Annotated in this window: 17 protein-coding genes and 1 tRNA gene; 5 read left to right on the top strand and 13 right to left on the bottom strand. The window is 51.1% G+C overall.

What is annotated here, in order from left to right:
- Positions 1-146: 146 nt before the first annotated feature.
- Positions 147-1,913 (top strand): adenylate/guanylate cyclase domain-containing protein, encoded by a 1,767-nt coding sequence (locus tag ACR3EQ_RS18715; protein ID WP_170614838.1) that lies wholly within the window; start codon positions 147-149, stop codon positions 1,911-1,913.
- A 7-nt stretch (positions 1,914-1,920) separates the two neighbouring features.
- Here ACR3EQ_RS18715 and ACR3EQ_RS18710 read toward each other — a convergent pair whose 3' ends face one another.
- The 12 genes from ACR3EQ_RS18710 to ACR3EQ_RS18655 form a co-directional block, all read right to left on the bottom strand.
- Positions 1,921-2,217: a hypothetical protein gene (locus ACR3EQ_RS18710; protein ID WP_480491561.1), complete on the bottom strand. Its 297-nt coding sequence runs from the start codon at positions 2,215-2,217 to the stop codon at positions 1,921-1,923.
- A 429-nt stretch (positions 2,218-2,646) separates the two neighbouring features.
- Positions 2,647-4,536, bottom strand: a complete 1,890-nt coding sequence (locus ACR3EQ_RS18705) for a TniQ family protein (RefSeq protein ID WP_480491559.1) — start codon at positions 4,534-4,536, stop codon at positions 2,647-2,649.
- Complete coding sequence (locus ACR3EQ_RS18700; protein ID WP_480491557.1) at positions 4,490-5,491, bottom strand: TniB family NTP-binding protein; 1,002 nt, start codon at positions 5,489-5,491, stop codon at positions 4,490-4,492. The genes ACR3EQ_RS18705 and ACR3EQ_RS18700 overlap by 47 nt, the downstream gene beginning before the upstream one ends.
- Positions 5,488-7,749, bottom strand: a complete 2,262-nt coding sequence (locus ACR3EQ_RS18695) for a DDE-type integrase/transposase/recombinase (protein WP_480491555.1) — start codon at positions 7,747-7,749, stop codon at positions 5,488-5,490. Before ACR3EQ_RS18695 ends, ACR3EQ_RS18700 begins: the two co-directional genes overlap by 4 nt.
- 5 nt (positions 7,750-7,754) lie before the next feature.
- Positions 7,755-8,426 carry a hypothetical protein gene (locus ACR3EQ_RS18690; RefSeq protein ID WP_480491553.1) on the bottom strand — a complete coding sequence of 224 codons (672 nt, stop codon included), beginning with the start codon at positions 8,424-8,426 and terminating at the stop codon, positions 7,755-7,757.
- Positions 8,427-9,716: 1,290 nt separating this feature from the next.
- Positions 9,717-10,289 carry a hypothetical protein gene (locus ACR3EQ_RS18685; protein WP_480491552.1) on the bottom strand — a complete coding sequence of 191 codons (573 nt, stop codon included), beginning with the start codon at positions 10,287-10,289 and terminating at the stop codon, positions 9,717-9,719.
- A 29-nt stretch (positions 10,290-10,318) separates the two neighbouring features.
- On the bottom strand, positions 10,319-10,498 hold the full coding sequence (locus ACR3EQ_RS18680; protein ID WP_480491550.1) for a hypothetical protein: 180 nt from the start codon (positions 10,496-10,498) through the stop codon (positions 10,319-10,321).
- On the bottom strand, positions 10,491-11,267 hold the full coding sequence (locus ACR3EQ_RS18675) for a hypothetical protein (protein WP_480491548.1): 777 nt from the start codon (positions 11,265-11,267) through the stop codon (positions 10,491-10,493). The genes ACR3EQ_RS18680 and ACR3EQ_RS18675 overlap by 8 nt, the downstream gene beginning before the upstream one ends.
- Positions 11,267-11,464, bottom strand: a complete 198-nt coding sequence (locus ACR3EQ_RS18670; RefSeq protein WP_480491546.1) for a hypothetical protein — start codon at positions 11,462-11,464, stop codon at positions 11,267-11,269. The genes ACR3EQ_RS18675 and ACR3EQ_RS18670 overlap by 1 nt, the downstream gene beginning before the upstream one ends.
- The gene (locus ACR3EQ_RS18665; RefSeq protein WP_480491545.1) at positions 11,448-12,041 is read right to left on the bottom strand and encodes a hypothetical protein; all 594 of its coding nucleotides are present in this window, start codon (positions 12,039-12,041) and stop codon (positions 11,448-11,450) included. The genes ACR3EQ_RS18670 and ACR3EQ_RS18665 overlap by 17 nt, the downstream gene beginning before the upstream one ends.
- Before the next feature lie 3 nt (positions 12,042-12,044).
- Positions 12,045-12,551, bottom strand: coding sequence for a hypothetical protein (locus ACR3EQ_RS18660; protein WP_480491543.1), 507 nt, complete (start codon positions 12,549-12,551; stop codon positions 12,045-12,047).
- Positions 12,552-12,570: 19 nt separating this feature from the next.
- A tRNA-OTHER gene (locus ACR3EQ_RS18655) sits at positions 12,571-12,664 on the bottom strand.
- Between the two features lie 353 nt (positions 12,665-13,017).
- Between ACR3EQ_RS18655 and zorA the strand changes: the two genes are divergently transcribed.
- From zorA to ACR3EQ_RS18635, 4 genes are read left to right on the top strand one after another with little or no spacing between them, the layout of a single operon-like run.
- Positions 13,018-14,976: an anti-phage ZorAB system protein ZorA gene (zorA, locus tag ACR3EQ_RS18650; RefSeq protein WP_480491542.1), complete on the top strand. Its 1,959-nt coding sequence runs from the start codon at positions 13,018-13,020 to the stop codon at positions 14,974-14,976.
- A gap of 3 nt (positions 14,977-14,979) precedes the next feature.
- A complete protein-coding gene (locus ACR3EQ_RS18645) occupies positions 14,980-16,125 on the top strand; it encodes an OmpA family protein (protein WP_480491540.1) in 1,146 nt (381 codons plus the stop codon).
- Positions 16,122-17,453, top strand: coding sequence for an EH signature domain-containing protein (locus tag ACR3EQ_RS18640; RefSeq protein ID WP_480491538.1), 1,332 nt, complete (start codon positions 16,122-16,124; stop codon positions 17,451-17,453). Before ACR3EQ_RS18645 ends, ACR3EQ_RS18640 begins: the two co-directional genes overlap by 4 nt.
- An 11-nt stretch (positions 17,454-17,464) precedes the next feature.
- A complete protein-coding gene (locus ACR3EQ_RS18635) occupies positions 17,465-20,935 on the top strand; it encodes an SNF2-related protein (protein WP_480491536.1) in 3,471 nt (1,156 codons plus the stop codon).
- Positions 20,936-21,641: 706 nt separating this feature from the next.
- On the opposite strand, the gene ACR3EQ_RS18630 is transcribed toward ACR3EQ_RS18635, so the two are convergent.
- The gene (locus ACR3EQ_RS18630) at positions 21,642-22,133 is read right to left on the bottom strand and encodes a thermonuclease family protein (protein WP_480491803.1); all 492 of its coding nucleotides are present in this window, start codon (positions 22,131-22,133) and stop codon (positions 21,642-21,644) included.
- Positions 22,134-22,629 lie beyond the last annotated feature (496 nt).

Raw genomic sequence — 22,629 nt, 5'->3', positions numbered from 1 at the left:
CAAGTTTTGCCATTGGCCTTCAATCCGCTTGCTGTCGCTTTGGCATTCAGCATTCTTTCTGATTTTCCTCCGGTCCCCACTGGGAACAATCGATTTAAGTCTTTCAAAATGATATACTGCTAAAGCTTGTTAGCCGGGAGATCAGAATGGAACGGCGTCTTGCCACAGTGCTTGCGACGGACGTTGTCGGATACTCCGCGTTGATGCAACGCTCTGAAGCGGACACAGTTAAGCGCCTTAAGCGATTGCGGGATATCGTCAGCGATTTGGCGGAGCGTCATGGTGCTCGGGTCATAAGCTGGGCTGGTGATGGAGCGTTGGCGGAGTTCACCAGTCCGGTTTCAGCGGTCCGAGGGGCCTTTGAATTGCAGCGTGAACTATCGGCCCCTCATAACGCACAGGAAATCGGCCTCCAGTTGCGGATCGGCATACATCTTGCCGATGTGATTGTTGATGGGAAAGATCTTCTGGGAGACGGTGTGAATATCGCCGCGCGCATTCAGGCAGAGGCTGAGCCGGGCGGAGTTCTGGTTTCAAGCGCAGTATTCGAACAAGCCAAACGTGGGGCGCAGGTGCGGTTCATGCCCATGGGTCACCGGCGTTTCAAAAATATTGAAGATGCAATCGAACTTTATGCGATTGAGGGAGACCTCGGACTGCACAGTTGCATGCTTACGAAAGGCTTGCCTCAATCACAGGCTGCCAAGCCTCAGCAACGTGATAACGGTGTTATTGTTCTTCCCTTCCAGAACCGCAATATCGATCCAGAGCAGCAGTACTTTGCGGAAGGTTTTACAGAAGACGTTATCACAGAGCTTTCCCGCTTCACCGAGTTGTTCGTGATTTCACGAAATGCCAGCTTCTCGTTGGAAGGACGCGATTGCGCGCCAGAAACGATATGTAACGAAACGGGTGTTCGGTATGCGGTTGAGGGGGGCGTAAGGGTTTTGGGAAACCGCGTGAGGATTTCCGCGCATCTTTTTGATGCGGCTCGTGGTGCGCAGGTTTGGTCCGAAAACTACGACTGCGACGTGCACGAATTGTTCGATGTTCAGGACGATATGGTTGCCAAAATCTCGGCCGCCGTCGCGGGTCGCGTCGAGCGGCAAGCGGAAAAATCTGCCCGGGAAAAACCTACGGAAGACATGGCGGCTTATGATTGCTTGAAGCGAGGGCTTCACCATCACCGCATTGGCGGGGTCACACGCGAGAATGCCGAATCCGCCATTAAGTGGTTTAATAGAGCCTTGGAAAAAGATCCGGCGTTCGGTCGCGCTCAGGCATGGCTGGCCTGTGCTGTAGCAACGCGGGACGAATGGCTTGGGATAAAGGACGAAGACCGCTACTGGGAAATGGGGCGGCGCGCTTTGGAACTGGACTGTAATGATGCTGAAGTGCATCGGATCATGGGGTCACTGTCCCTTTACAAAGAGGACTTTGACAATGCGCTTTATCATTACACGCGCGCGCTCGAGATTACGCCAAACCACGCGTACATAGTGGCGCACGCGGGCAATGTTCACAATTATCTGGGCGACGGAGAAAAGGGGTTGGTCTTCCAAAGGCGCGCCGAAGCTCTTGACCCGTTCCTTCCAGAGTATTGCCGGGAAGTGGGCGTCATTGCGCATTATGTTTTGGGGGACTGGGAAGCCTGTTTTCAGGCAGCAACAGCATTCCCGCGAAGGACCCGGCGCGCAGCCGCATATCGAGCCGCAGCTGCCCTGCATTTAGGCGACCCAGAGCGGTTGAATCGCGCCATTCGACGATTGGCCACGATTGATCCGGAATTCGATATAGAAGGGTTTCTTTCTGTCGAACGCTTCCAAGACAAGCGGCGCAATGAGCAGCTTCGGGAAGAGATGTACCAGGTGCTGGCCATCATGAACAACGGTCTCTTGCGTGCGGTCGTGTGACAAACTTTCAAAACACGGCAAATGCTTCCTTGCAAACCCGCCACACAGGCAAACACACGAGATGTGTCGAACCCTCTTTTTCATCAGAACGCATTTGTTCAGAAACAACTGACGGCGCGCAAAACCAGTTCGTGACACCTGCTGAGGCGGCTCCAAGCTCCGCCGTATTGCCTGTTGCAACATCAGCGAGAATTTTTATTGCCCATGTTGCGTGAAACTGCCCCGGACAACCGCTGCTGCCTCCGAAATTGGGTTTTGGGTTCGTCTGCACGTTAAAAAGTTCGTTTCTGCGCAACTCAAACATTGACGGCAGGCGCAGTAGATTTCGCTTTCTAACGCCTGTTGCCTTCAATTATCGTCTGGCTTCGGCGCGCACTAGCAAACTCGAACCAACAAAACCAAGGCGCCGGCGATTAATGACCCGGCGTCTTATTTCCCTTTTTGGCCTCAGATTTACGAATAATAGGCGCTACTGACCTTGTTAATGGGTGCCAAAACCGCCGAAATGGGTTCGTATTGCCTGGCGGTTCAACAGCTGTTCCGTTGGGCATAAATAACCCATATTCGGCAACCCCAAAAAGTTAAAACATTGATTTTTATATATATTTATCATCACCCTTGATTATGCCGCGGCCACTTCGCCCATCTTGACAACTCATTGTCGCCCACAAAAAAATTTGGGCAACGAAAAAGCCGCCCTGAAGGGCGGCTGCTACTTCAGCTTTTTGTTCTTCTAGAATTCTGAGGTTCTGTAGAGCTCCACTCCCGCCGCTTTGGGTTCCCAAACTGGCAAGATCCCTCGAGATTTTAACTTCCTTCGGGCTTCCGGAACTGTTGTTGCCATTCTCGTCGCAACGTCGGTGATCTTTTGGTAGTCCACCTTGAAACGGTCTACGCTAGCAGGGCTAACAAGATCACGCATCTGCCCCATGTGTCTAGTTTGTCCGCAAATTGTCAGAACCGGTTCCATTCCGTCTGGTGGAGTTCGAAGAAGGAAGTCGACTGAGGTGGCAGAAAGGCCAAGCTTTCGCGCGACATCCGAAATCGATTTCCCGGGAGAACCAGTTCGGCAACCGAGTTTTTCACCCACTTCTGCCACGTCAACAAGTACAGATTGGTAACGCAGTTCTTCGTCGAGAAGCTCAACTCCAGTTAGTTGCCTTTGGAGCAACAGTTCGACAATCTTGACAGCGGGCACTTTCAAGGCTTCAGCCGCGTTGGCAATTCCCAACACACCCTCTGAGGGTTCAGAAATGGACTGCCCGAAACTTCGCAAGCGGTTCACAAAACTGTCCAGGTCGTTGGCGTCAACTCCCTGAGCAATGCTCCTTCGGCCATCTCTACAGCCCGCGATTGGTTTAAGCATCCCAGCTTCGATGAGCTGCGCCACTTGGGGCCGTTTGCAGCCTAGATATTTTGGAACCTCAGAAATTGGAACCGAACGCCGCATCCTCCTGAGAAGGTCTTCAGAACGAGCAACGTCAATGGCTCCGAAATCCCGCTTCGCGTCGTAGCCCGCAGGCAGCAAATCGGCGACCATAAGCGCATTTTGAACAGTCCTGGGATGCACCCCAAACTTTTGGCTCAGCGACGCTACTGAATGACGCCGCCGCTGCAAAACGGGTTCTCCAAACAGAATCGTTCCCGCACCAATTGGCATGGTTTCCAGAATATGTTCACGGAAAACCTCCCGAAACGGCCCAATCGGTTTTCGGTTTTTTTTGAACTGAATCCATTGATAGAGAACACCGAACACACCTTGCGGCCCGGCTTGAATTTTTGAGCATGGCGTCTTCGACTGCACCGCTTCAAGCCCTTCTCGAACGCCTTCAGGGCCACGTTTTGTAAACTCGTACCCAACCGACCCGGCCAAGTCCCAATCCTCTTGCGACAGATTTGGAAGATTTGCATTTGGACCAAATGCGATACACGCACCAAGCATTTCAGATGCACGTGAGGCTAGATCAATCAGCTGCCCGTCCAGCCACTCTGGCCCGGGGCGCCCTTCAAGCCTGGCTTCATGGTAAGATTGCAGTTCAGAGACGCGCCTCTGTTTCCCAATTTCGGCCAGCTTTGCTAATCGCGCTTCGTCTGGCATATGGGCAGCCAAATCCAGAAAGAGATTGCCTCGGCCTCTCCCAGGCTCTCGGACCAAAGGAACGGAATGAACGGGACAAGTTCTCACAGGTGAAAAAGCCCAATTGATCTTCCCAACCGGCATTCTCAACGATTGAGGGCAGTCCGAGATGTCGTTCAAGATGCATTGCGGGCAATAACTTACTCGATTGCCCGCAACGAATTCTGAATGAAACTCTTCATCTCGATGTTTGTAGTAGCGAAAGGCAAGCTGTTTGTATCCGCCCTGCGTAAGTCGCTTCGCAGGAATGCCGGTCAGCTGATGCATCTGCTCAACCGCGTTGTCTCGAGTCCTGGCGAGGTCCTGAAGTGGAATACGCACAAAAGAAGAAAACTCTTTCGCAGACATATCACATTGAACACGGGCGAACCGGCTGACCCATGAAACAAAGCTCTCACCTGGCAAAATGGGCATCATTGGCAAAATTGTACTCAATGAATCAACCCCGTCCAACTTGCTGATGTTGCCGCCGGGTTCGTTCTGCATCAAACTCTTCGGCGTCGCTATCAATCTCTAGCGCTGCCCAATCATTGATCTCGAACACGTTTTGATCCCAAGAGCAGCCTTCTTGGATGCTCCAAGCTTCCGCAAAATGAGATCGCTTCAAACAGTAGCTCTCTTCGCAGAGGGCTTGTTCGATGGCCGCGAGGATAGTCTCGATTGCTCTTCCGAACAGACCCCGGCTGCCATGGATAAGTCGCCTCAGTGTATCCGGTTCGATGTCGGGTCGGATGCCGGCCATCTGACAGTATGTATCAATCAACCCTTGAAGATTTTGTTCGTGGTGGCCCACGACGAGCGGTCGAGACATGATTTTCCTGAACCGTCGGTCGACTTGCTGGTCGTAGCGCGCCACCTCAAGAAGCCGGTCAGTGCCACTGAGAACGAGAACCACTGCTTGGTCTCCTTGCATCAACGATTTCAGCGTCTTGAGCATGTCGTCAATCTCACGTGCTGAGCGTGACAGGAAAACGTCTTGGGCTTCATCGATCCAAAGCACGACGATGCCCAACAACGACAAGCGATGCTTCACAACACGCCAGATGTCCCAAGCGGGGGCCCGCTCTGAAACGTCGTTCATTCCAAGTTCTCCGAGAATGGCGCGGCCCAGGCTTTTGAGTGTCGCTGGACTTGGCACCTGAATGCGGATGTACCGAGGCACGTCCTGCTCCGTCGCCGCTTGCAACGCCGGGTGGCGACTCAGGACCCTGTGAACCGCGGTAGTTTTGCCATCCCCCGGCTTCGCAACAACCATAAGCCCCCTGGCCTCAAGCCCTCCTGCATGGAGTTCCGGAGCAGGCAACCTACCACCTTGCTGGTCGGGTTGAAGCAAACGGTCGAGTTCACGCGTAATTTGGTGGTGCCGATTGTTTGTGAAGTACTTGGCCCGCAACGACTGCATAACCGTCTGAGGATCGATAACTGGGTTGATCTGGTTCATTTGTCACCCTCCTCGTCGCTCTCCCAAACATCTTTTTCAACAGGTGGATGACGGTCCTGGTTACCCTCGCTCTCGGACAAGTAGTCGGGTTTTTTCGGAGCAACGGTAATGCCAAACTGCGTTGGCCCCTGTGCCAGCCGTGTCTCAGACGAGGAAACGGTAAATCCGACAAACAGTTCCTTTTCCAACGCCACCATGCGTGTCTCAGAGTAGACCTGTGAAACCAGACCGAACTCGAGCGATTTTTTGAGGTTCATTGCATCAATGGCTTCAAGCGCATTTGCAACGACATTCTGTTCCCACGCCCTTTTGCGCGGTTCAGAACTCTTCATCTTGCGTCGAGCTGCAACCCACTGTTGTGCATGAACACTGTCGAATTCATCGTAAACCGCTGGCACTTCATGCCAGTGTTCTCCAAGTTTCACAGAAATCGCCCCAATATTCTCAGGCAACCAGCTGACTTGCAGATCCTGCTTGCCACGATGCGCAAACCACTCCGCCAATTGCTCTGAGTGGTACTGAACACCCAAAACTGTGATACCTGATTTGTTCAGAGTCCGTTCAAGCTTCTTTCCAAAAATCAGCCGCCTCTTGCGCATATCAGGCGTTGCCTGAGCGGGGAAGTTGCCGTCCGCGATGTCTTTGTTCCACTGCTCAAGCGGTGTCCGGCCGTGCAGACCTTCATGTGGTGTATTATGGTAAACGTCCACAATCCAGCGCACCAGCGCAAAGCACAGATCTTCTGTGTTCAAGCAGGTGCGCTCCTCTGTCGGATGATCTCCGCGTTCAACCGAATTCGAAAACGTGCGACCATGAAGTCGGGCAGCAAGCCCCGTCGATGCAGTCTTAAAAAACCTTTCGACTGTTCCGCGCATACCGGGCATGCCGGCGATGGTTTTTTCAACGGTAATACCCAGATCCAGGCAAGTGCTGATGAACTCTTGCGATTTGAAGGCAGCTCCATTGTCCGTAACAAGGACTTCCGGCAAGCCAAACATATCCCAAGCCGCTTCGGCGCCTACGGCATCCACCCATGCACCTTTGTCCTGTACCGCCATTTGCAAGCAATCGATTGCCGTCGCGGATTTAGGGTTCTTCGTCAGCTTCATCGCAAGAATGCAGCGGCTGCGGCAATCAATAATGACAGACAACCACCAACGTGTGCTCTTTGCCCCCTTTTCACCAAGCAAACCGAGGTCCTCAAGCTCTTTCAGGGTCAAAAGTTCGCCGAGACGTGTACTAGAAACCAGAGTGCGAAGATCGACTCGCCATTCGTCCATTTCGCACCGTTCAAGTGGCCGGGATGTTTCGATCCCTCGCCCAACTGGCTTGCACCGTTTCATCGCCTCGTCGTACCCGTACCGGTGCAGCAAAACTTCGAACTCACTGAAGCTCTTGATGCATTGACGCACCGCATACCGACTAGGAACCCGAAGCGGGGTCAGACCCTCCTTTTTGCGATCTTCATTGACCTTTTCAAACGCCCTCTGAACGTCTTCTGTGGTTTTTACTTGGGTTGGACGGTTGAGATTGAAGTAACTTTTTCGCGTTTCTGAATTGAGCAACTTCTGCTCTTCGGAGCTAAAATAGCTATACCGATTTCCGCGGTTGTGAACGCTATCGAGAAGACCAAGCTTGCCATTTCGACGATATGCGGTCACCCACTTCCTCAACGTGGTCGCATGGACGGGCTCAACGCTCCTTACAATCCGTCCGCCGCCCTGCCGACGACGCCGCTTTCCAGTCCGAATTTCTTCGTCGCGCATGCACTCTTCGGGGGTCCGCATCTCTTCCGAGGCAATTGTTGCGGCCAATTGACAAATTTCCGCCATACACTCCTTGATCGACTTGTCATTTGGTGAGACACGATCCTCGCTTTCCAGCTCCAGATAAGCGCTTACCAAGCTGAAGCGTTTCCAGAACCGCTCTTTCTGCTTTTCCGTCAAATCGAACAGCGAAATAGAATTATTGAAGTTTTGATTGCGATCCGCCTTGGGCAGGAAGTGGTTACGTTCATGCACAATTTCGCCAGAGGCGTTGCGTCGGCTCAATTCTTCATAACCAAAAAACTCGGCAAGTCCTGATCCGGAAGTTGGGTAAAGGACATAGCCGTTTGCAGTTTTGCCGGCCAACCGCATACGTTTGCCTGCAATAGTTACGCGGTCATGCATCGAGATTTCGAAGCGGCTTTTTGTTGAAGCGTTTGCGGTATTCTTCGCTTCAGCGATTTTCTTGGTCAGATCATAGTGAACAGTCATGGGAATTATCCTTTCCGTTGGACAAGTGTTTGGGGGTCGATGATTTCGCGGGTAAGTGGCACAAGATGTTGAGCGGCAACCAAACGCACGAGCGCTCGCCAACCGTCGGCACCAAGTCCAGTTTTGATTGTAAGGTCACGCAGTGAGGCTGCACCCAGAAGGTCTTGAGCTACATTCCAAGCTACGTCGTCAGCACTCGGCATAGGCTGCCGCACGGCCCAGAAAAGCTCTGCATTCCTCTTTTCAATCTGATCTGCGCTGCGTTCCGTCAGGATACGTACTTCATCGCAAAAGCCAGACTGAACGGAGAACCACGCAACCTCTTGCATTTTTTCTACAAATACCGACTTCGTGGCCTGAAAGCTTGGCTTTACGGCGAAAGCAACTTTAGAGCCTCCACGGATGTGCGCGACGTAATCAAACACATGCTCTCGCACCTTTTCACTGAAGCCATTCCAACGGAACCGCACTTGATCGAAGATGTCTTCAACCTCGAGCTGCGCGTGCATTACCAGCAGATTGACCAACTCAAGTTGAGACTCCGCCTGAACCCTTACACCCGGGTTCGAACCGATCACGGTGTAAGCAGTACAATGGCGTTTCGCGGCTTTCGCAATGGCACGGTCTGAACGAAAATCTGACGGGAGCCGGATTCCGTCAGGAAAGTTCTTCTTCATGTGAATACCTCACGTCTTATCGAGCCCACCGAACGCGTTCGGTAGAAAAACTCGTGATTTGAATTTTGGTGGGAAGCAGGCGGCCGAAACCGCCCGATCACACGGCTATTCGCGTGAGATTCAAGAAACGTGGAGCAAAAGAAGGAGTGATGTCGCGATGGCTATCGCAACACGTCTTCAAGAACCCCAAAAGTTTTGTAGTAAACGCCATGACAAGCGCCTCATATCGACTTAGTGCCTACAGGAGCTCGCAGCAGAAGAAGGATATGTGAACCTATCGCTGAAGAGAGCTACCAACGGATCGGAAACTCAGAAAACCCGTATCTGATTGGGCGCGATATGATGGACAGAATTTTGCATGGGCGCTTCTCGTACTCAAAACTCGGAGGTCTGTGCAAGCGAAAAGATGCGGGTTTAAATGATGTGACTTTCACGCCGATAAAATGTGACAAATTTGTCAGATCATTCGACCCCACTCTAAACAACTGGCTACCTCATTGATTAGCCGATTTGTGCTTTTCGTCTTTTTCAACGAAAAGGCGCCTCCGAACTCAGCACTGCGTCACCGGCAGCAAATTTATCTACAACGAATGGCATATCTCTCAGCCTCGCTTTCATTTCGTGCACCCCCCAGGTTGGGATAGGTTTGACACGCCAATCAGCATATCAAACTCCCGCGAATTCCTCAATAAGACACTGTTTTGAAACATTTATCCTTGGGCGCGCTTGCGTTGCAAAACCCGACCCTGAATTAGGCTCTGCCTAATTCACTTCTTGCGAGTAAGGATAATTTCAAAGAGAGATTGTTGTCGTTGCGGCATGAGGGAGCGCCCAAGTGCAAGAATAGAATTCCTTCGCTTTCGTCTGGTCAAATGGCCTCAACAGCCAAATCACCCGTGTCCTGAGCGAGGTGATTCGCTGCTTGTTGAAACTGGAGCCCGGGCTCTTTGGAACCGACGGCAGTCTCCGCTCAATGTGCCCCGACACTATCGCAGTCAATCACTCGGGACGGTTTCGCAGCGATTAGTCCAATGGCGATTTTATGCAGATTGTCCTTCAAGTCATCAACGGCAGAAATGTTCATTTCCCGGAGCTATCGAATGCACGCACCGGTTTTGCGGTAAAAGGCCGAGATTTCTTGACTTTATTCAGGTCGCGAAAATACTGCATTTGTAGTCTCGCAATCTCGTATCCTGCGGACCTGATCAGTGTTTTGAATAAACACTTAGCATTTCGAAGGACCCTTTCGTCGTGTTGTTTGACTATCTCCTCTAGGTTCGTCTGCCGTTCTCATCGCGCACCTCTTTCCTCTGAGGCCTTCACTGTTTGGTAGCAGGTCCACAACCGCTTCACCTCATCGCGAGGATCGTCAGATTTCCGCTTGCGTACCTTCAGCTGCTGTTTCATCGCTCGACGAGATGCATCATCCTGCATGATCTGGTCTGCACGGAGCACATCTACTTTTTGCACGTATCCAACCTCTGCTTCAGCCAATAGACGCTCCAGTAATCCTGACGTCGCCGAAGAATCTGAGTAGACGCAACCGGCTTCACAGAGCTCGACGAGATCGAGTGTCTGGTTTGCCACCTCTTCAGCGGCCGGAGCCGTCGATAGGTCGATTGGAGATGCATCCAGAACCTGTTGTGGCCATGATCGCGCAGGGTAAATGGGCGAACTCCAAATGTGTGGCTTGTCATCGATCACCCTCAAAACTGCGATCTCAATCGGGCAAAAGCTGTCTTGGACGGCGACGATCCTTAAGTCGCAGAATAGGTGGCTGACGATTGGTTCCGGAAGGCCAAGGTCTTGATAGACGCTGCCTGACCCTTCTGTGATTTTGTCTTTTTCGGTCACGTTGGCCACTTATTCTCTTTAATCCAGATGTCTGTCCATTATGCTGGTCCATCAGCTGGAGCAGCGTCCACGATGTGCTCTTGTACAGCCGTCAGAAGTGCCGGCCATGCATCTGAACCTTCTTTCAACCGTGCTTTCAGCTCATAAATCAGGTCATCCAGAGGGATCGATTCCAACGGACGTCTACAGATCTCCTCATCGGAAAACTCATCACTCATCGAAGGGATTCCAATCGCCTTGCTCCTGACAGTGTGCACACAGGGCGGTTGCCCTGTGCTTCTTCCGAACGATATCACCCACGTGGCCGCATCTTGCGCAGGTACGCTTGCTATCCAGCTGGACACGTTTGAGCAGAAGATCCAAGCATTGATCGTACCGACTGAAGCTGATCTGGATTGAACCGTCTGGGCCCGTCGTCACATCCGAGATCTGCACTTGAATCGGTGTCTCACAGTTCTCTCGAACCAGATGCTCCGCCTCTGCGAGGAACCGGCCAAGCAAGACCAGCCTGCCCGGACCAATGCTTGGCCATAATGACGCCGTATCAGCGCTCACCAGGTCTGGAAAGCGATTTGCTACGTTGAGCTCAAGATCTGTTGGCCACCTCGCCTCAGCGCCTTCAAACCGACTTTGAAGGTAGTCGTTGTAGCACCAGCAACAAAGCGTCGTGAGATAGCCCTGGATGCTTTGGATTCCGGCAGAATTTCCGCACCGCTCACACGTCTTCTCAATCTCGTCGACACGCGTATCCAGCTCATCGAGGATATTTCGATTGCACTTTCGTGTGCAGACACGAAGGCCTCCCAATTTTTGCTTGATCTGCTGAACTTCCGGCAGCTCTTTCCCAAAAACATCAGGAAGTTGCTCAACGCTACGTTTTACATCCTCAAGCACCAGTGCGAGCTGGTCAGCCCATCCCGCACGATGCTCTCCAAGCGCGTTCAGAACGCTTGTATGGATGTCATTCCAATCGACAGCCTGGTTCATCACTCATCCTTCAGCGCGCCAGATTTTTCATCAACAGCGCGCATGATCTCTTCATAAGTAAAATCTTCGATACCTTCGAAATCGGCAGGCGAGATTGTGATCACAACACTGCTTTCACTGTCGTGGACAGCGAGCGACCGCTTCAGGAACCTTGGATCTTCAGTTTTCGAGAAAACCGGCTCAATTGTCCTCGTCATTACCGTTCCCTTCGTCAGTGATGCGATCATCCAACTCGCGAACGCTCGCCCGGATCTGCGATAGCAATTCGTTGTCACTCTCATTCACCTTGCGCGCTCTGATTTCGTCTGCACTGACCGGACCAGACAGTTTTGCACGGCCCAATGCAATCTCAGCTGCTTGCAGTGCCAGAAGTGTCCTGGTCAGTGGATCAATCTCGACGTCAGCGATGAGTTCATCAAACTCCTCTGCGTCGGTGATCGGAACAGACAGCGGCGCTTGTCCGGCGAGAAACTTGGCCTTCTTCAGCTTCAGAAATGCGCGCGTCACGTCGTCAGCCTTAGTGCGGGGCTCTCGCGCACCGGTCTTCTCCAGCCACATGGCGGCGATTTTCTCAACGAGTGACCAAACGGTTTGCTTGCGATCATGCTGCGAGATCTCGAAGCGTACTGCTTTTTCTTCGATTCCGAGCTGCTCGGACTCTCTTTCGCTCACACGCGCTTCGTAGTCGCAGAGCCCATCAATATCATCGCTGACGTTCCCGGCATGGGCCCGAGCGATCTCTCTTTCGTTTGCGTAGACAATAATTTTTAGCATCACTCACCACCCTTTCGTCACACATGCAGGACAGCGTCCGCGCTCATCCGTTCGGTCGATCTGACCGAAATAGCCACAAACTGAGCAGGTCATTTGATCCCGAACAGGATTTTTCCGAACGCCTAAGAACCTCTTCCTTTCAGGGTGGCGCTTGCTCGCGACATCATGCGCGCACCAACAACACAGGGTCGTGTACCAGCCGTTCAGAAGTTGGGTCTCAGCAGCGTTTGAGCATCGTTCACAGGAACGATTTGCTCGTGCAATCGTGGTGGTGATCATCGACTGGATGTGTCGATCATCACACCTGTGGTAGATACGGAGCTCCCCCAGTTTTTCCTTGATCTGGAGAACGACGGGATAGGATATTTGTTTCTTATCGCAGTACTGTTTGATCTCTGAGAAGAGCGTCGTGACCAAGCCGGCCCAACCATTAGATGTGCGGCCGAGGCTCTCCTCGACCGATTGCTTGATGTCGTTGAAATCAATTGCGTTCGCAACGTCGTCCGCCATGTCGGACTCCTCCGGGGGATGGTAGGAGGCGTCGGAATCGAACCGACTCGTGCACTCTAATCTGGAGCAATTACAAGGATATAAGCCTCGCCCGCATACCAATGCTGCCTCCCACGGATTTCGCGTGGGCTATCGACCTCAGGCCGATATTCGATGGCAGTTGATGCGTGTGTATGTCATGGCACTAGGCTGAGGCCTTTATGTCACGCGGGTCAAGAAGGAAATTTCGTTTGACACCAAAAAATCGACTAAATAACTGAAGTTAATTCGTTTTTTTCAAACATTTTTCTCAGCGAGGATCTATAGAGATGCATATACCTGCCTCACTCGTTCCGAGTTACGAGGGCGAATTTGCTTAAACAATGGCGATAGTGACAGCAAGTCCACGTATTCAATAAACCACGTTGCATGCGCTCCATCAGTAGTCGATCTTACAGAAAAAACACCCTTTAGTTCTGAACGGCTCATGGAAACGCTAGCAATGCTCTCTGAAGACGGATCAATTTCTTCACAAATTGGAATGTATGCAACCAACATCATTTTCTCGGTTGCTGAACTTGTGAAGGACGAAGCCGCAGTTGGCCTAGTCACAGTTGGAATTGGGGGTGCCTTCTGTTTCTTTATGGTAATTTTTCTCCTGCAAAACCGATTGAAAGTCGCGGCAGTTAACCGAATCCATAAGGCAATAAGGATGGCTTCTACGCGACGTGAGTTTGCCGAACAGTTTGACAAAATTCACAGCAAAATTTCGACTGAGGCGCAGTCAAACAAACTCCGTGGGTATGACTACAACGTAAGTCGCGCATGGGATGAATATGGTGAGACACTGGTAATACCGGAGGAAGAAGATCGTGATAAACCAATTTGCAACACTGTTCGTCCAAACTTCTTTTTTAACAGTCACGACCTTGGATTTGAGCACGGCGTCTGGCGTCACCTACCTGGAATCTTTGTTTCGGTAGGGTTACTTTTAACATTTCTTGGGATTATCGCTGCGCTTGGTACTCTCGACAATATCAACCAAGATTCAATGTCCGAGTTCCTGGCCGCAGCGCGTGGCAAGTTCACAATGTCGCTGGCAGGTCTGCTGGCCTCAATTTTGTTTACCATTACCTACCGTATGCAGGCCGCTTCGTTGGATAGAAAAGTTGCGCAACTCTGCGATGACATCGAATACAGGGTTCGCTTTCAAACTCCGGAAAAAATCGCCGTCGATCAGTTAAAAGCTACTCAGGAACAGACTTCACAGCTGAAGGTTTTGGGCAATGACCTCGGTGCCCAGATTGGAGATACGGTTAGCCAAACACTGGCCAGAGACCTTAAGCCCGTTCTTGACACAGTAAGCAACAGCGCCGGAACAGAAGTCACCGGTATGGTCGGGCAAATTGGAGATGCTTTAAATGCAAAGCTGAACGACAGTTTGGACGAGATGTCTCGAACTCTTTCGACAATAAACAGAACGCTTATCGATGTCGCTGACCGCCTCGCCAACTCAGGAAACAGTATTGGCAACGAAATGTCGAAGGGCATTGAAAACTTGAATGCGGTCGTCGAGGGCGCACGGCGACAGCTGGAGGAGGATCAAGCGGTCGCACGCAAGGCTCGCGAACTGGAGCAAGAAGCTTCGCAAGACGCCATTGCAACGTTGCTTAAGTCAATTGATGCCGGCATGCGGGCAAACAACGATAAGATGACTGACGCTGCAAACTCGATCATCGATGCTACCGCTGGCCTTGCGAGCTCAATCAACGCCACAAGTGACCAAGTTTCTGAAAAAGCCACTACGGCGGTTGCTGAGATTGGCGCTGAAGTGAACCAGAAGGTTGCTAATGCCGGGTCCGATCTTACTCAGAAGCTGGCAGACGTATCCAGTGATTTTCTGAGTAGCCTCTCAGACTTCCAAAGCAATCTGAACACTTCACTCGTGGATCCCATCCGTACAATGGCATCGCGACTAGAGGTTTCGAACCAAGAGCTAGCCAAACATGCAAATGCAGTGAACCTGTCGACCAATGCCCAGGAGAGAGCCTCCGCCAGCCTGACAGACTCCACAAAATCTCTTGAGGGAGTTTCCCGACCAATTGCGGACAGCGTAGAGCGCATCGAACGAACCAACAATGCCATTCGAACATCACTAGAAGGTAGCCTGCAAATGATGGAGGCTTCCCGCAGCACCGTCGATCAGACGATGGCGGCTATGCAAGCGTCCATAGCTAGGTTGAAAGAAGTCGTAGAAAACGCTGAGACAATCGACCAAAATCTCGGATCCGCACTCCAACTGCTCGAGAGCAGTCTTGCAGAGTCTCAAGATCAGGTCAGTCGATTTACACAGGAGGTCGCAACCCGCTTCGGGGATGGGATTCAATCCATTCAAACGGTTCTCGATGGAATAGCCGAATTCGAGCCAACTCAGCGCGGGGCATAATCCATGGCACTGACATCTCGCCAACTACGAAGAGAAGAAGAGGAGGAATCGGTCTTCATTACAATGACCGATCTGATGATCTCTATCCTCTTCATTGTCATGTTGGTTCTGGCATATTTTGCCACACTATTGATTGATGAAGCCCCTGATATTCGGGAGCTACAACAACAAGTGGAAACACTTCGAGTTGAGAACGAGGATCTGCGCGCTGAAATCGTTCAGCTGAAAGCTGAACTGGAAACACGCATCGACCAAGGGGATCGCCTTCAAGCGCTGCGTGAAGATAATCGGCGCTTGCGTGAAGAATTGGCTCGCCTGGAACTCGAAAACAAAAGGCTTCAAACCGAGATTGACGCACTCCAGTTAGAAAATGATGCACTCAAAACTGAGAATACTGATCTAAAGGAAGTTATCGAGGATCTTCGGGATAGGATCAAAACGCTGGAAGTAGAGCTAAAGGAACTGCGTAACCAGCTTGAAACAGACCCCGTCGAGACGGCCCTAAAGGGCATCTCAGAAGACAGGAATATTCTTCTATCACGGATTGAAGACCGCCTGATCGCCGCCGGCATCAAAGTTATCGTGGATGAGGTGAGTGGTGTCGTACGATTTGGCGAAGACGCAATCGAGTTCCGATCTGGAAGCTCCACACCTGATCGCCGTACAACAGCAACGATGCGGAAGATTGCAGAGATCCTAACTGAAGAGTTAACCTGCTACACTTTGGGCGCGAACTCAGCCATCGCTGACAACTGCAACCCGAACAACTCCGTCATCGAGGCCGTGCAGATTGAAGGCCACACAGACAGCGATGGTGCGGATATCTACAACCTCAATCTCTCTACCAGACGCGCAACATCCACGTACGAAGTGTTCGTTAAGCATCGGCCTGAACTCACAGACTTCCTGAACGCCAATTACCTCTTAGATGACGTGCAAGGCGTGGATGTCGTCGGTCAAGAAGTCTTGTCTGTATCGGGTTACGGGGAAACGCGCCCGATCAATTTCGGAACAACCCAAGCGGATAAAGACGGAAACCGACGAATCGACATGCGCTTCATCATGACGACCCCCAAAAACGTTGAAGAGGTCGAGCGCCTGAAAGCTGCGATACAGGCGGCAATTGAAACCCAGGGTGTTCAGGAATGAAGCTGTCTGAACTTCTTATAGCACCCAAAAGTTCCTCAAAGATTGAGCTCAACGCCACGACCGTGCATCTGGACAGAGCGGTGAAAAGGGTCCAGCAGAAGTATGGTATGGGTCAGAATTCCAAAACCGAACAAGACCTCGAAGCAAGGCTAGCCGAGTTCCAGCAACGGATGGATCGCAATGATTGGTCACGTTTTCCATGGCATATGGCGTCGGACATCTTGCGGTCTTTCCTTACCTCAGAGGTACGTGATGATGTCAGGTGGGCAAATGTATCGGCCGTACTCCTTGACACACTGGAGAGCACCAGTCGCAAGAGCTACTGCCGAGCCGCGCTGGACGCCTATATCGAAACATCCCGGGAAGTGAGTCCAATCCTCGACAGACTCCGTTCAATCTTGGCCAACAAACCCGCCAAGGATATTCCGGTTCGCGCCCACCTCGTGGAAGACCTACAACTTTTTCAACCAGCAGTAGCGCCTGGATTGATCGCCGAAGAGCTTTCGCAGAACAACAACCCCTACGAGCTCGCAAAGTCGTGGGGCATATGGTCTCCCCATGCTAATGGTCTGTTCGAAGATGTCTTTGCTAAGATGGTAAAAAGCACAGCCCAAGAAAGGCAAGCACTTAACAGAGTTCCGTTCGAGCGGGTGATGAATTGGCTGTGCCCAAACTCCACTACCACGGCTGAGGCGACAAGAGCTGCCGGAATTGATGCTCTGGTGCTCCCTTTCGCTGGTCAGGACAACCCCGAACTAAGAGACGATGTGGAACGCTTTCTGGTGCGGAACTTTGGAGATCCCCGGGTTTCACAGGCAAAATGGGCGGGGGTTTCCACAGAGACTCGAGAGATAATGAACCGCTGGATGACCAGCAAGTCCCTCAAGATGTTCTTTGACATTATTAGCAAGTTTGAGGGCAGCCACATGTGGGAGCCTAGGCGGAAATTTTGGGCTGCCATCGACCAACGAGAATGGATCAGTGATGCTTGGGTGGTTTTGAACGAAAATGGTGCGCGATACGCTCGCAGTCTCGCCCGTGAACATGAAGACAAATCATTCCTTTCACACGGAACCCTAAACTTTAACGAACGAGAGAAGTGTTTTTTTATTATGAAGGTAGGCGACCTCACCATAGTTGAAGGCACTCACAGTTTTAGGGTTCGAATATTCAACCGTGGCTCCTACAATGCCCCGCATTTGCATCGGAAGTCCTACAACAGAAACGAAATTCACGCGCGCCCCGAAGCTCAAGGCGTCGAATATACGCATGACGCATATCAAAACTGGATGCAGAAGGCTGAAGATTACATGCGGCGGAATAGGTAAGACCAATTCTCATGTTTGAAACTGACTACAAAAGAGAAGACAACCGGATCGTTTTGCGTTTCCTCGAGACCACGAAAGGACTTCTGTTTTTTGGCACCAAATTGGAAGAGCGTCACCTCCGAGAATGGTCCGCACGAACCGGAGCCTCGGGCAGCCTCGCTCATGCCGAGATTACACGTCTCATGGAAGATCAGAAGCAGCAGGCTTTGGAATTTAAAGACGGCATTGTCATTTATGACAAAGCTCTCGCGCAACTTAGCAACAATTCACTGAAAGCGCTTGGACTTCCACCCAATCCCAGCTTTACCTTTCGCCTTGAGCAAAAGGGAAGCCTAGCAACGGGCGATCTTGTGATCTTGCCCCGCTGGCAGCATGAGGGGGAAAACATCCGCGTCAAACGCGACGGCGCCTTCCTTACTCAATCACGAAACGGTCAGACTTACATCATCCCGGATCCCGTTTTCGAGATTTGCGCTATCCTCGACCAGTATAAGGCAGCTTCCGACAAAAGCGTCGCGCGACAGATGCAGATGGTTGCCGAAGTGTTGGCGCTTGTCCATCAAACCGACGTCGATACTGATCCGCTAGATGATCCTACCTCCAGTTTCTTTGGTGGCGCTAACCCAAACAACCTGAACGAGCTAACAATTCGTCTGGATGACACACTATCTCGTTTCCAAGTGAAGACGGCTCGCGCTATTTCCTTCGATGTCTCGTTCAAGAATGAACACGGTTATCAAATTAAACCCGTTCTCTTCGGGAAGGTGCCGGCCGCCGGGAAAAGCCCGGCCAGTGAAAAACAAGGACTTCTGACGCCCAAAGAGCGTCTCACATTCGAAAGCGATCCCGGCAAAGGTTTTTTTTCCAACGAAGCTGCGAAACGAACCTACCTTCTCGAAAGCGGAGAATATGTCCTTATCGACGAGCTCTTGTTTCCCGCTTTACAACACGTCCGCGATATCGAAACAGCCTCTCCCGAAGCCCGCGAGGCGTTCGCAGCTAATCCAGCCAAGTCCATCGCGGAAGTATATCGAAATAAGCTGGAAGCAGAACAAGCCCTCGATCTTCCTGATGACATCCAGCAGGAACAAGTTGAACAAATCATTTCCGCTATTTTCGTCGAGACTAAGGAGTATTCGGACAGAGTTACCGAGCTCGGGCTTTGGGTTCCACCCGTAGTACCTTGGGTCAAACGCATTCCAAATAGCTGGGAACCTGAGGAATTCGGGATCTATCTCGGTGATCAGTTCATCACCCTACCTCAGGAAAAAATTGAAGGCCTGAAAGCCGAGCTTTCAGAAGCTATTAAAAATGGGAAAAAAACCGTTCACCACGAAGGGCATGAGATTCCCGCGACCGAAGAAGTAAAAGGCATTGTTGATCAGTTGGTCGGCATGATCAAGCCCAAGCCCAAGCCAGGTCAGGATACGGGTAGCGAGACCGAGACTAAAGCAACTGAACAACGGGTTCTTCTGATCAAGGATAACTTCGACGAACTGAATTATCGACGCGAACTTACAGAGCGTCCTCGCCACATCCAAATAAACCGTTCGCCCAAGATCACCGCAACGCTCATGAAGCACCAAGACGTCTCGCTTGATTGGCAAATTGACGCCTACCTGCAAGGTCTGCCCGGCGTCCTGAACGCTGATGATCAGGGTCTAGGAAAAACCTTACAAACCATCGCCTTCATGGCGTGGTTGCAGGAAAACATGCGAAAGGCGCCATCAGATCAAAAGAAGCCAATCCTCGTCGTTGCGCCGACGACACTCCTTAAAAACTGGGCTAAAGAAGTTGAAACTCATATGGGTAGTTTCCTTGGCCTTGGATCTAGGATTGATGCTTATGGATCAGGATTGAAGCGCCTTAGAACGAAAGCAAGTGATGGTAGCCACAATTTAGATCTCGGATTGGACACCCAACATGAGGAAGACCGGATCTTTTGGGTGCTGACAACCTATCAAACACTTGCTCAAAACCAAGTCGAATTCGCCAAAATCGATTTTGCCGCTGTCGTTTTTGATGAGATACAAAACATCAAGAACGTCACCACACTGGCTCATCGGGCCGCTCAGTCCATGAAATCTGATTTCACCGTAGGATTGACCGGCACCCCCGTTGAGAATGAACTCTCGGAGTTGTGGGCTATCATAGACACCATCGCGCCCGGCTCGCTCGGCAGCTTGCGTGATTTCATGGATCGCTTCAAAAATGCGGACGAGGCCCTTTATCGGGAACTTCACGAAGAGATGTTCTCGCATAGTTACTCAGAACCTGGCGTTGGGATACCTATAGCGCCTATCGGCATACGCAGGATGAAAAGCGATACCGTAAAGGAACTTCCCTTGAAGAAGTATCGCTTCTACGCAACAGAAATGCCTGAAATCCAAGCCCAAGCCTACGACATGGTATTTGCAGGCCTGCAAAATCATGTGCATGGGCGCGTACTTAAAATCCTTCATCAGCTTAGAACCGTTTCGCTCTACCCCGGTAATTTACAGCAGCTGCACAATCAGCCCGACGCACTTGCGACCATGATGGAGAGGTCAGCACGGATCAAAGCGGCAGTCGAGATCATTGATGGGGTGAGAGATCGAGGAGAAAAGGTTCTTTTGTTCCTCGAAACACACGAGATGCAGCACCTGCTGCGACGCCTCCTTTGTGAGCGTTATGACTTGGACGACATACCAATATTAAATGGTCAGACAACCCCTCAACGCAGAGGAAATATCGTTGAGGATTTCAAGCATACCCGTGGAGATGGCAAGTTTGCCATTCGCATCCTTTCGCCAAAATCTGCGGGTGTCGGTATTACCATGACTGCCGCAACTCACATTATCCATCTTTCGCGTTGGTGGAACCCAGCCGTTGAAGAACAGTGCAACGACCGTATCTATCGCATCGGTCAAGACTTAGACTGCACTATTCATATCCCGATTGCAGTGCATCCTCATCATCAGGATGCCTCATTCGACTGCATCCTGAACAACATTATGGTACGCAAGCGCAAACTATTCAGAGATATCCTAATGCCGGCGGAGGATATTGAAGCCGATCAAGGTGCAATGATCTCAGGGATGACTCAAAGTAAGTTCAATATCCGAGATATCGACAGATTAGATTGGAAGGAATTCGAACTCTGGAGTGGTCGCGAGGCCGAAAAAAGCGGCAACTGGAAAATGTCGACAACACCGCGGGTGGGAGATGGTGGCCTCGACACTCATCTCGAAAACCGCGAGCGTGGAGACGTCGTCTTAGTGCAATGCAAGTTCACAGACGACCATGAAAAACTTATGAACGCAAAGCCGGTTCGTGAAGTCCTTCACTCAGTCAGTCGATACGATGTCAGTAAAGGCCATCAGTGTGTTGTCCTAACAAACGCGGCAGGTTTTGATAGCTACGCGAAACAGCTGGCTGCTGAAATGAAGGTGACACTGGTGGACAGACACCGGTTGTCACTTTGGCCCAACCACATAATTTAGGCTTTTTTGTTTAAGGGCTGGTTGCACTACCTCATGCCAAATATAACGAATAAGCTGGCCCACCGCCGCACATTGGCCAATCTTTTTCACTATGGCTATTGGCCGAGGGTTAGCACTCTTTGATTTTCTGCTGTTGAAAAATTCTAGATCGTTCGCCCGAAACGCAAATTGGTATTTTAAACTAGAGAAAGCAGTATTATGCCAAGAGACGGGGTTGGATGCGTTTGAGTTCATCAGACACCGCACCGGCTAGCGACTGAAAAAGATTAACCCGCGAAACTCCATCGCTGCAAAACGTCTCGCGCTTTTGCCATATTCAATACGTTTGCTATGTCGTTTTGCATTCCTTCACGTGCCTGATCATCAAACACAAGCAACTCGCTAAAACCACATGCACTGCAAGTGATATCTTCATTCGAAATTCTACTATCGGAAGAGCCGCATTCTGGGCACTTTGCAAGGACATCGTCGTTGAACATTTCGCAACCTCTGACCAATCATTTCTAAACTAGGTCGGTCGATTGATGTTTCACGGGATCACAGAGTGCCAACTGATTTTCCATTAGCGCGGCTGACTTCCTCTCGTCCGTTTTGGTTGCGTAACGGCCCGATGCAAAACCGATGATGTTCTGCATCGGGCCGAGGAAAATCTATGTCGGTCGAAGCTATTTGCAATACTTTGGTGCGGCGGTGGTTTCTGAAATCCTCAGTTATTCAGTTTTCCAGCGGCTTGCTTTGCTTCATATTGCTTCCACAGACCCATGTGCCCATTTTGCCTTGCATTGGCCAGCCACAGCTTCTTTCGGGCATCAGGTATTTCCATTGATCGATACTTTCCGCCTGAGAATTTTGGCCAATCTATCGCTAGGCCAAGTTTGACCATTTCTGCGGATAGATCACGGCCATCCTCGAGGTAGCACTTAGCAACAGTCCGTCCGTGGGTATCTTGCTCGGTCACTTCCGCCCTAATTTTTTGACCCTTGCAGAGCGAAACGAGCGCCCATTTTGCCTTCTTGCCATAGGGGTGGTTCATCTCGGGAGCATCGACACCAAACAGACGGACCTGTGTTTTCTTAATGACCAATGTATCGCCATCTACAACGTACGCTGAACCCACCAGTATCGTGACGTCGGGTTTCGGTAGCGTATGGTCTGGATCAAAACGCTGTGGCGGCGTTGTGCGCTGCCGTTGGTTCATGGTCAATCTAGGTTTCTCATTCACACCTGACTGACTCGGCGGAGTAGTTGTATCGCCTGACCTGTTACTGCGGACTGCCAAATACACCGCGACAGCCAAAACCAAACCCAAAACTATCAAGACTTCCACGAGACTGGTCTCCAAAAGTTACGTCAATCAAAATTGCCATACTGGATCATGATCGACCCAAGCACACGTTCGGGTTGATTTGCTAGGGACACTTCACATTCGCTCTGAGAGATGTGACGGATTTACCCCGCTGAGCGCGTTCACGCGCGGGTAAGCCAGGCGACTGATCTCCACTTACTGAAACTTCCAGAATAACAACCGGACATTCAGTTAGTTCGTGATTTTCGCTTCTGCTAGGACTGGCAGCGCAGGTTGGCGGAAACTCACAGAAGAATGGCCGTTTCGCACAAGCAATCGTTTCGTACCGTTCAGATGTGCAACCCAAGGTGAAAAATCTTAATGAATGATTAAGTGACGAACTATCGCG

The sequence above is a fragment of the Ruegeria sp. AN11 genome, from assembly GCF_056536005.1.
This window is presented reverse-complemented; position numbering and strand designations above follow the sequence as displayed.

Bases quoted from the DNA above. Each gene is read 5' to 3' on its own strand.
- ACR3EQ_RS18670 (WP_480491546.1), bottom strand. From the start codon at position 11,464: ATGACGAGGACAATTGAGCCGGTTTTCTCGAAAACTGAAGATCCAAGG.
- ACR3EQ_RS18700 (WP_480491557.1), bottom strand. From the start codon at position 5,491: ATGAACCAGATCAACCCAGTTATCGATCCTCAGACGGTTATGCAGTCG.
- zorA (WP_480491542.1), top strand. From the start codon at position 13,018: ATGGAAACGCTAGCAATGCTCTCTGAAGACGGATCAATTTCTTCACAA.
- ACR3EQ_RS18705 (WP_480491559.1), bottom strand. From the start codon at position 4,536: ATGCAGAACGAACCCGGCGGCAACATCAGCAAGTTGGACGGGGTTGAT.
- ACR3EQ_RS18660 (WP_480491543.1), bottom strand. From the start codon at position 12,551: ATGGCGGACGACGTTGCGAACGCAATTGATTTCAACGACATCAAGCAA.
- ACR3EQ_RS18695 (WP_480491555.1), bottom strand. From the start codon at position 7,749: ATGACTGTTCACTATGATCTGACCAAGAAAATCGCTGAAGCGAAGAAT.
- ACR3EQ_RS18715 (WP_170614838.1), top strand. From the start codon at position 147: ATGGAACGGCGTCTTGCCACAGTGCTTGCGACGGACGTTGTCGGATAC.
- ACR3EQ_RS18690 (WP_480491553.1), bottom strand. From the start codon at position 8,426: ATGAAGAAGAACTTTCCTGACGGAATCCGGCTCCCGTCAGATTTTCGT.
- ACR3EQ_RS18645 (WP_480491540.1), top strand. From the start codon at position 14,980: ATGGCACTGACATCTCGCCAACTACGAAGAGAAGAAGAGGAGGAATCG.
- ACR3EQ_RS18675 (WP_480491548.1), bottom strand. From the start codon at position 11,267: ATGAACCAGGCTGTCGATTGGAATGACATCCATACAAGCGTTCTGAAC.
- ACR3EQ_RS18710 (WP_480491561.1), bottom strand. From the start codon at position 2,217: ATGTTTGAGTTGCGCAGAAACGAACTTTTTAACGTGCAGACGAACCCA.
- ACR3EQ_RS18640 (WP_480491538.1), top strand. From the start codon at position 16,122: ATGAAGCTGTCTGAACTTCTTATAGCACCCAAAAGTTCCTCAAAGATT.
- ACR3EQ_RS18635 (WP_480491536.1), top strand. From the start codon at position 17,465: ATGTTTGAAACTGACTACAAAAGAGAAGACAACCGGATCGTTTTGCGT.
- ACR3EQ_RS18665 (WP_480491545.1), bottom strand. From the start codon at position 12,041: ATGCTAAAAATTATTGTCTACGCAAACGAAAGAGAGATCGCTCGGGCC.
- ACR3EQ_RS18680 (WP_480491550.1), bottom strand. From the start codon at position 10,498: ATGAGTGATGAGTTTTCCGATGAGGAGATCTGTAGACGTCCGTTGGAA.
- ACR3EQ_RS18630 (WP_480491803.1), bottom strand. From the start codon at position 22,133: ATGAACCAACGGCAGCGCACAACGCCGCCACAGCGTTTTGATCCAGAC.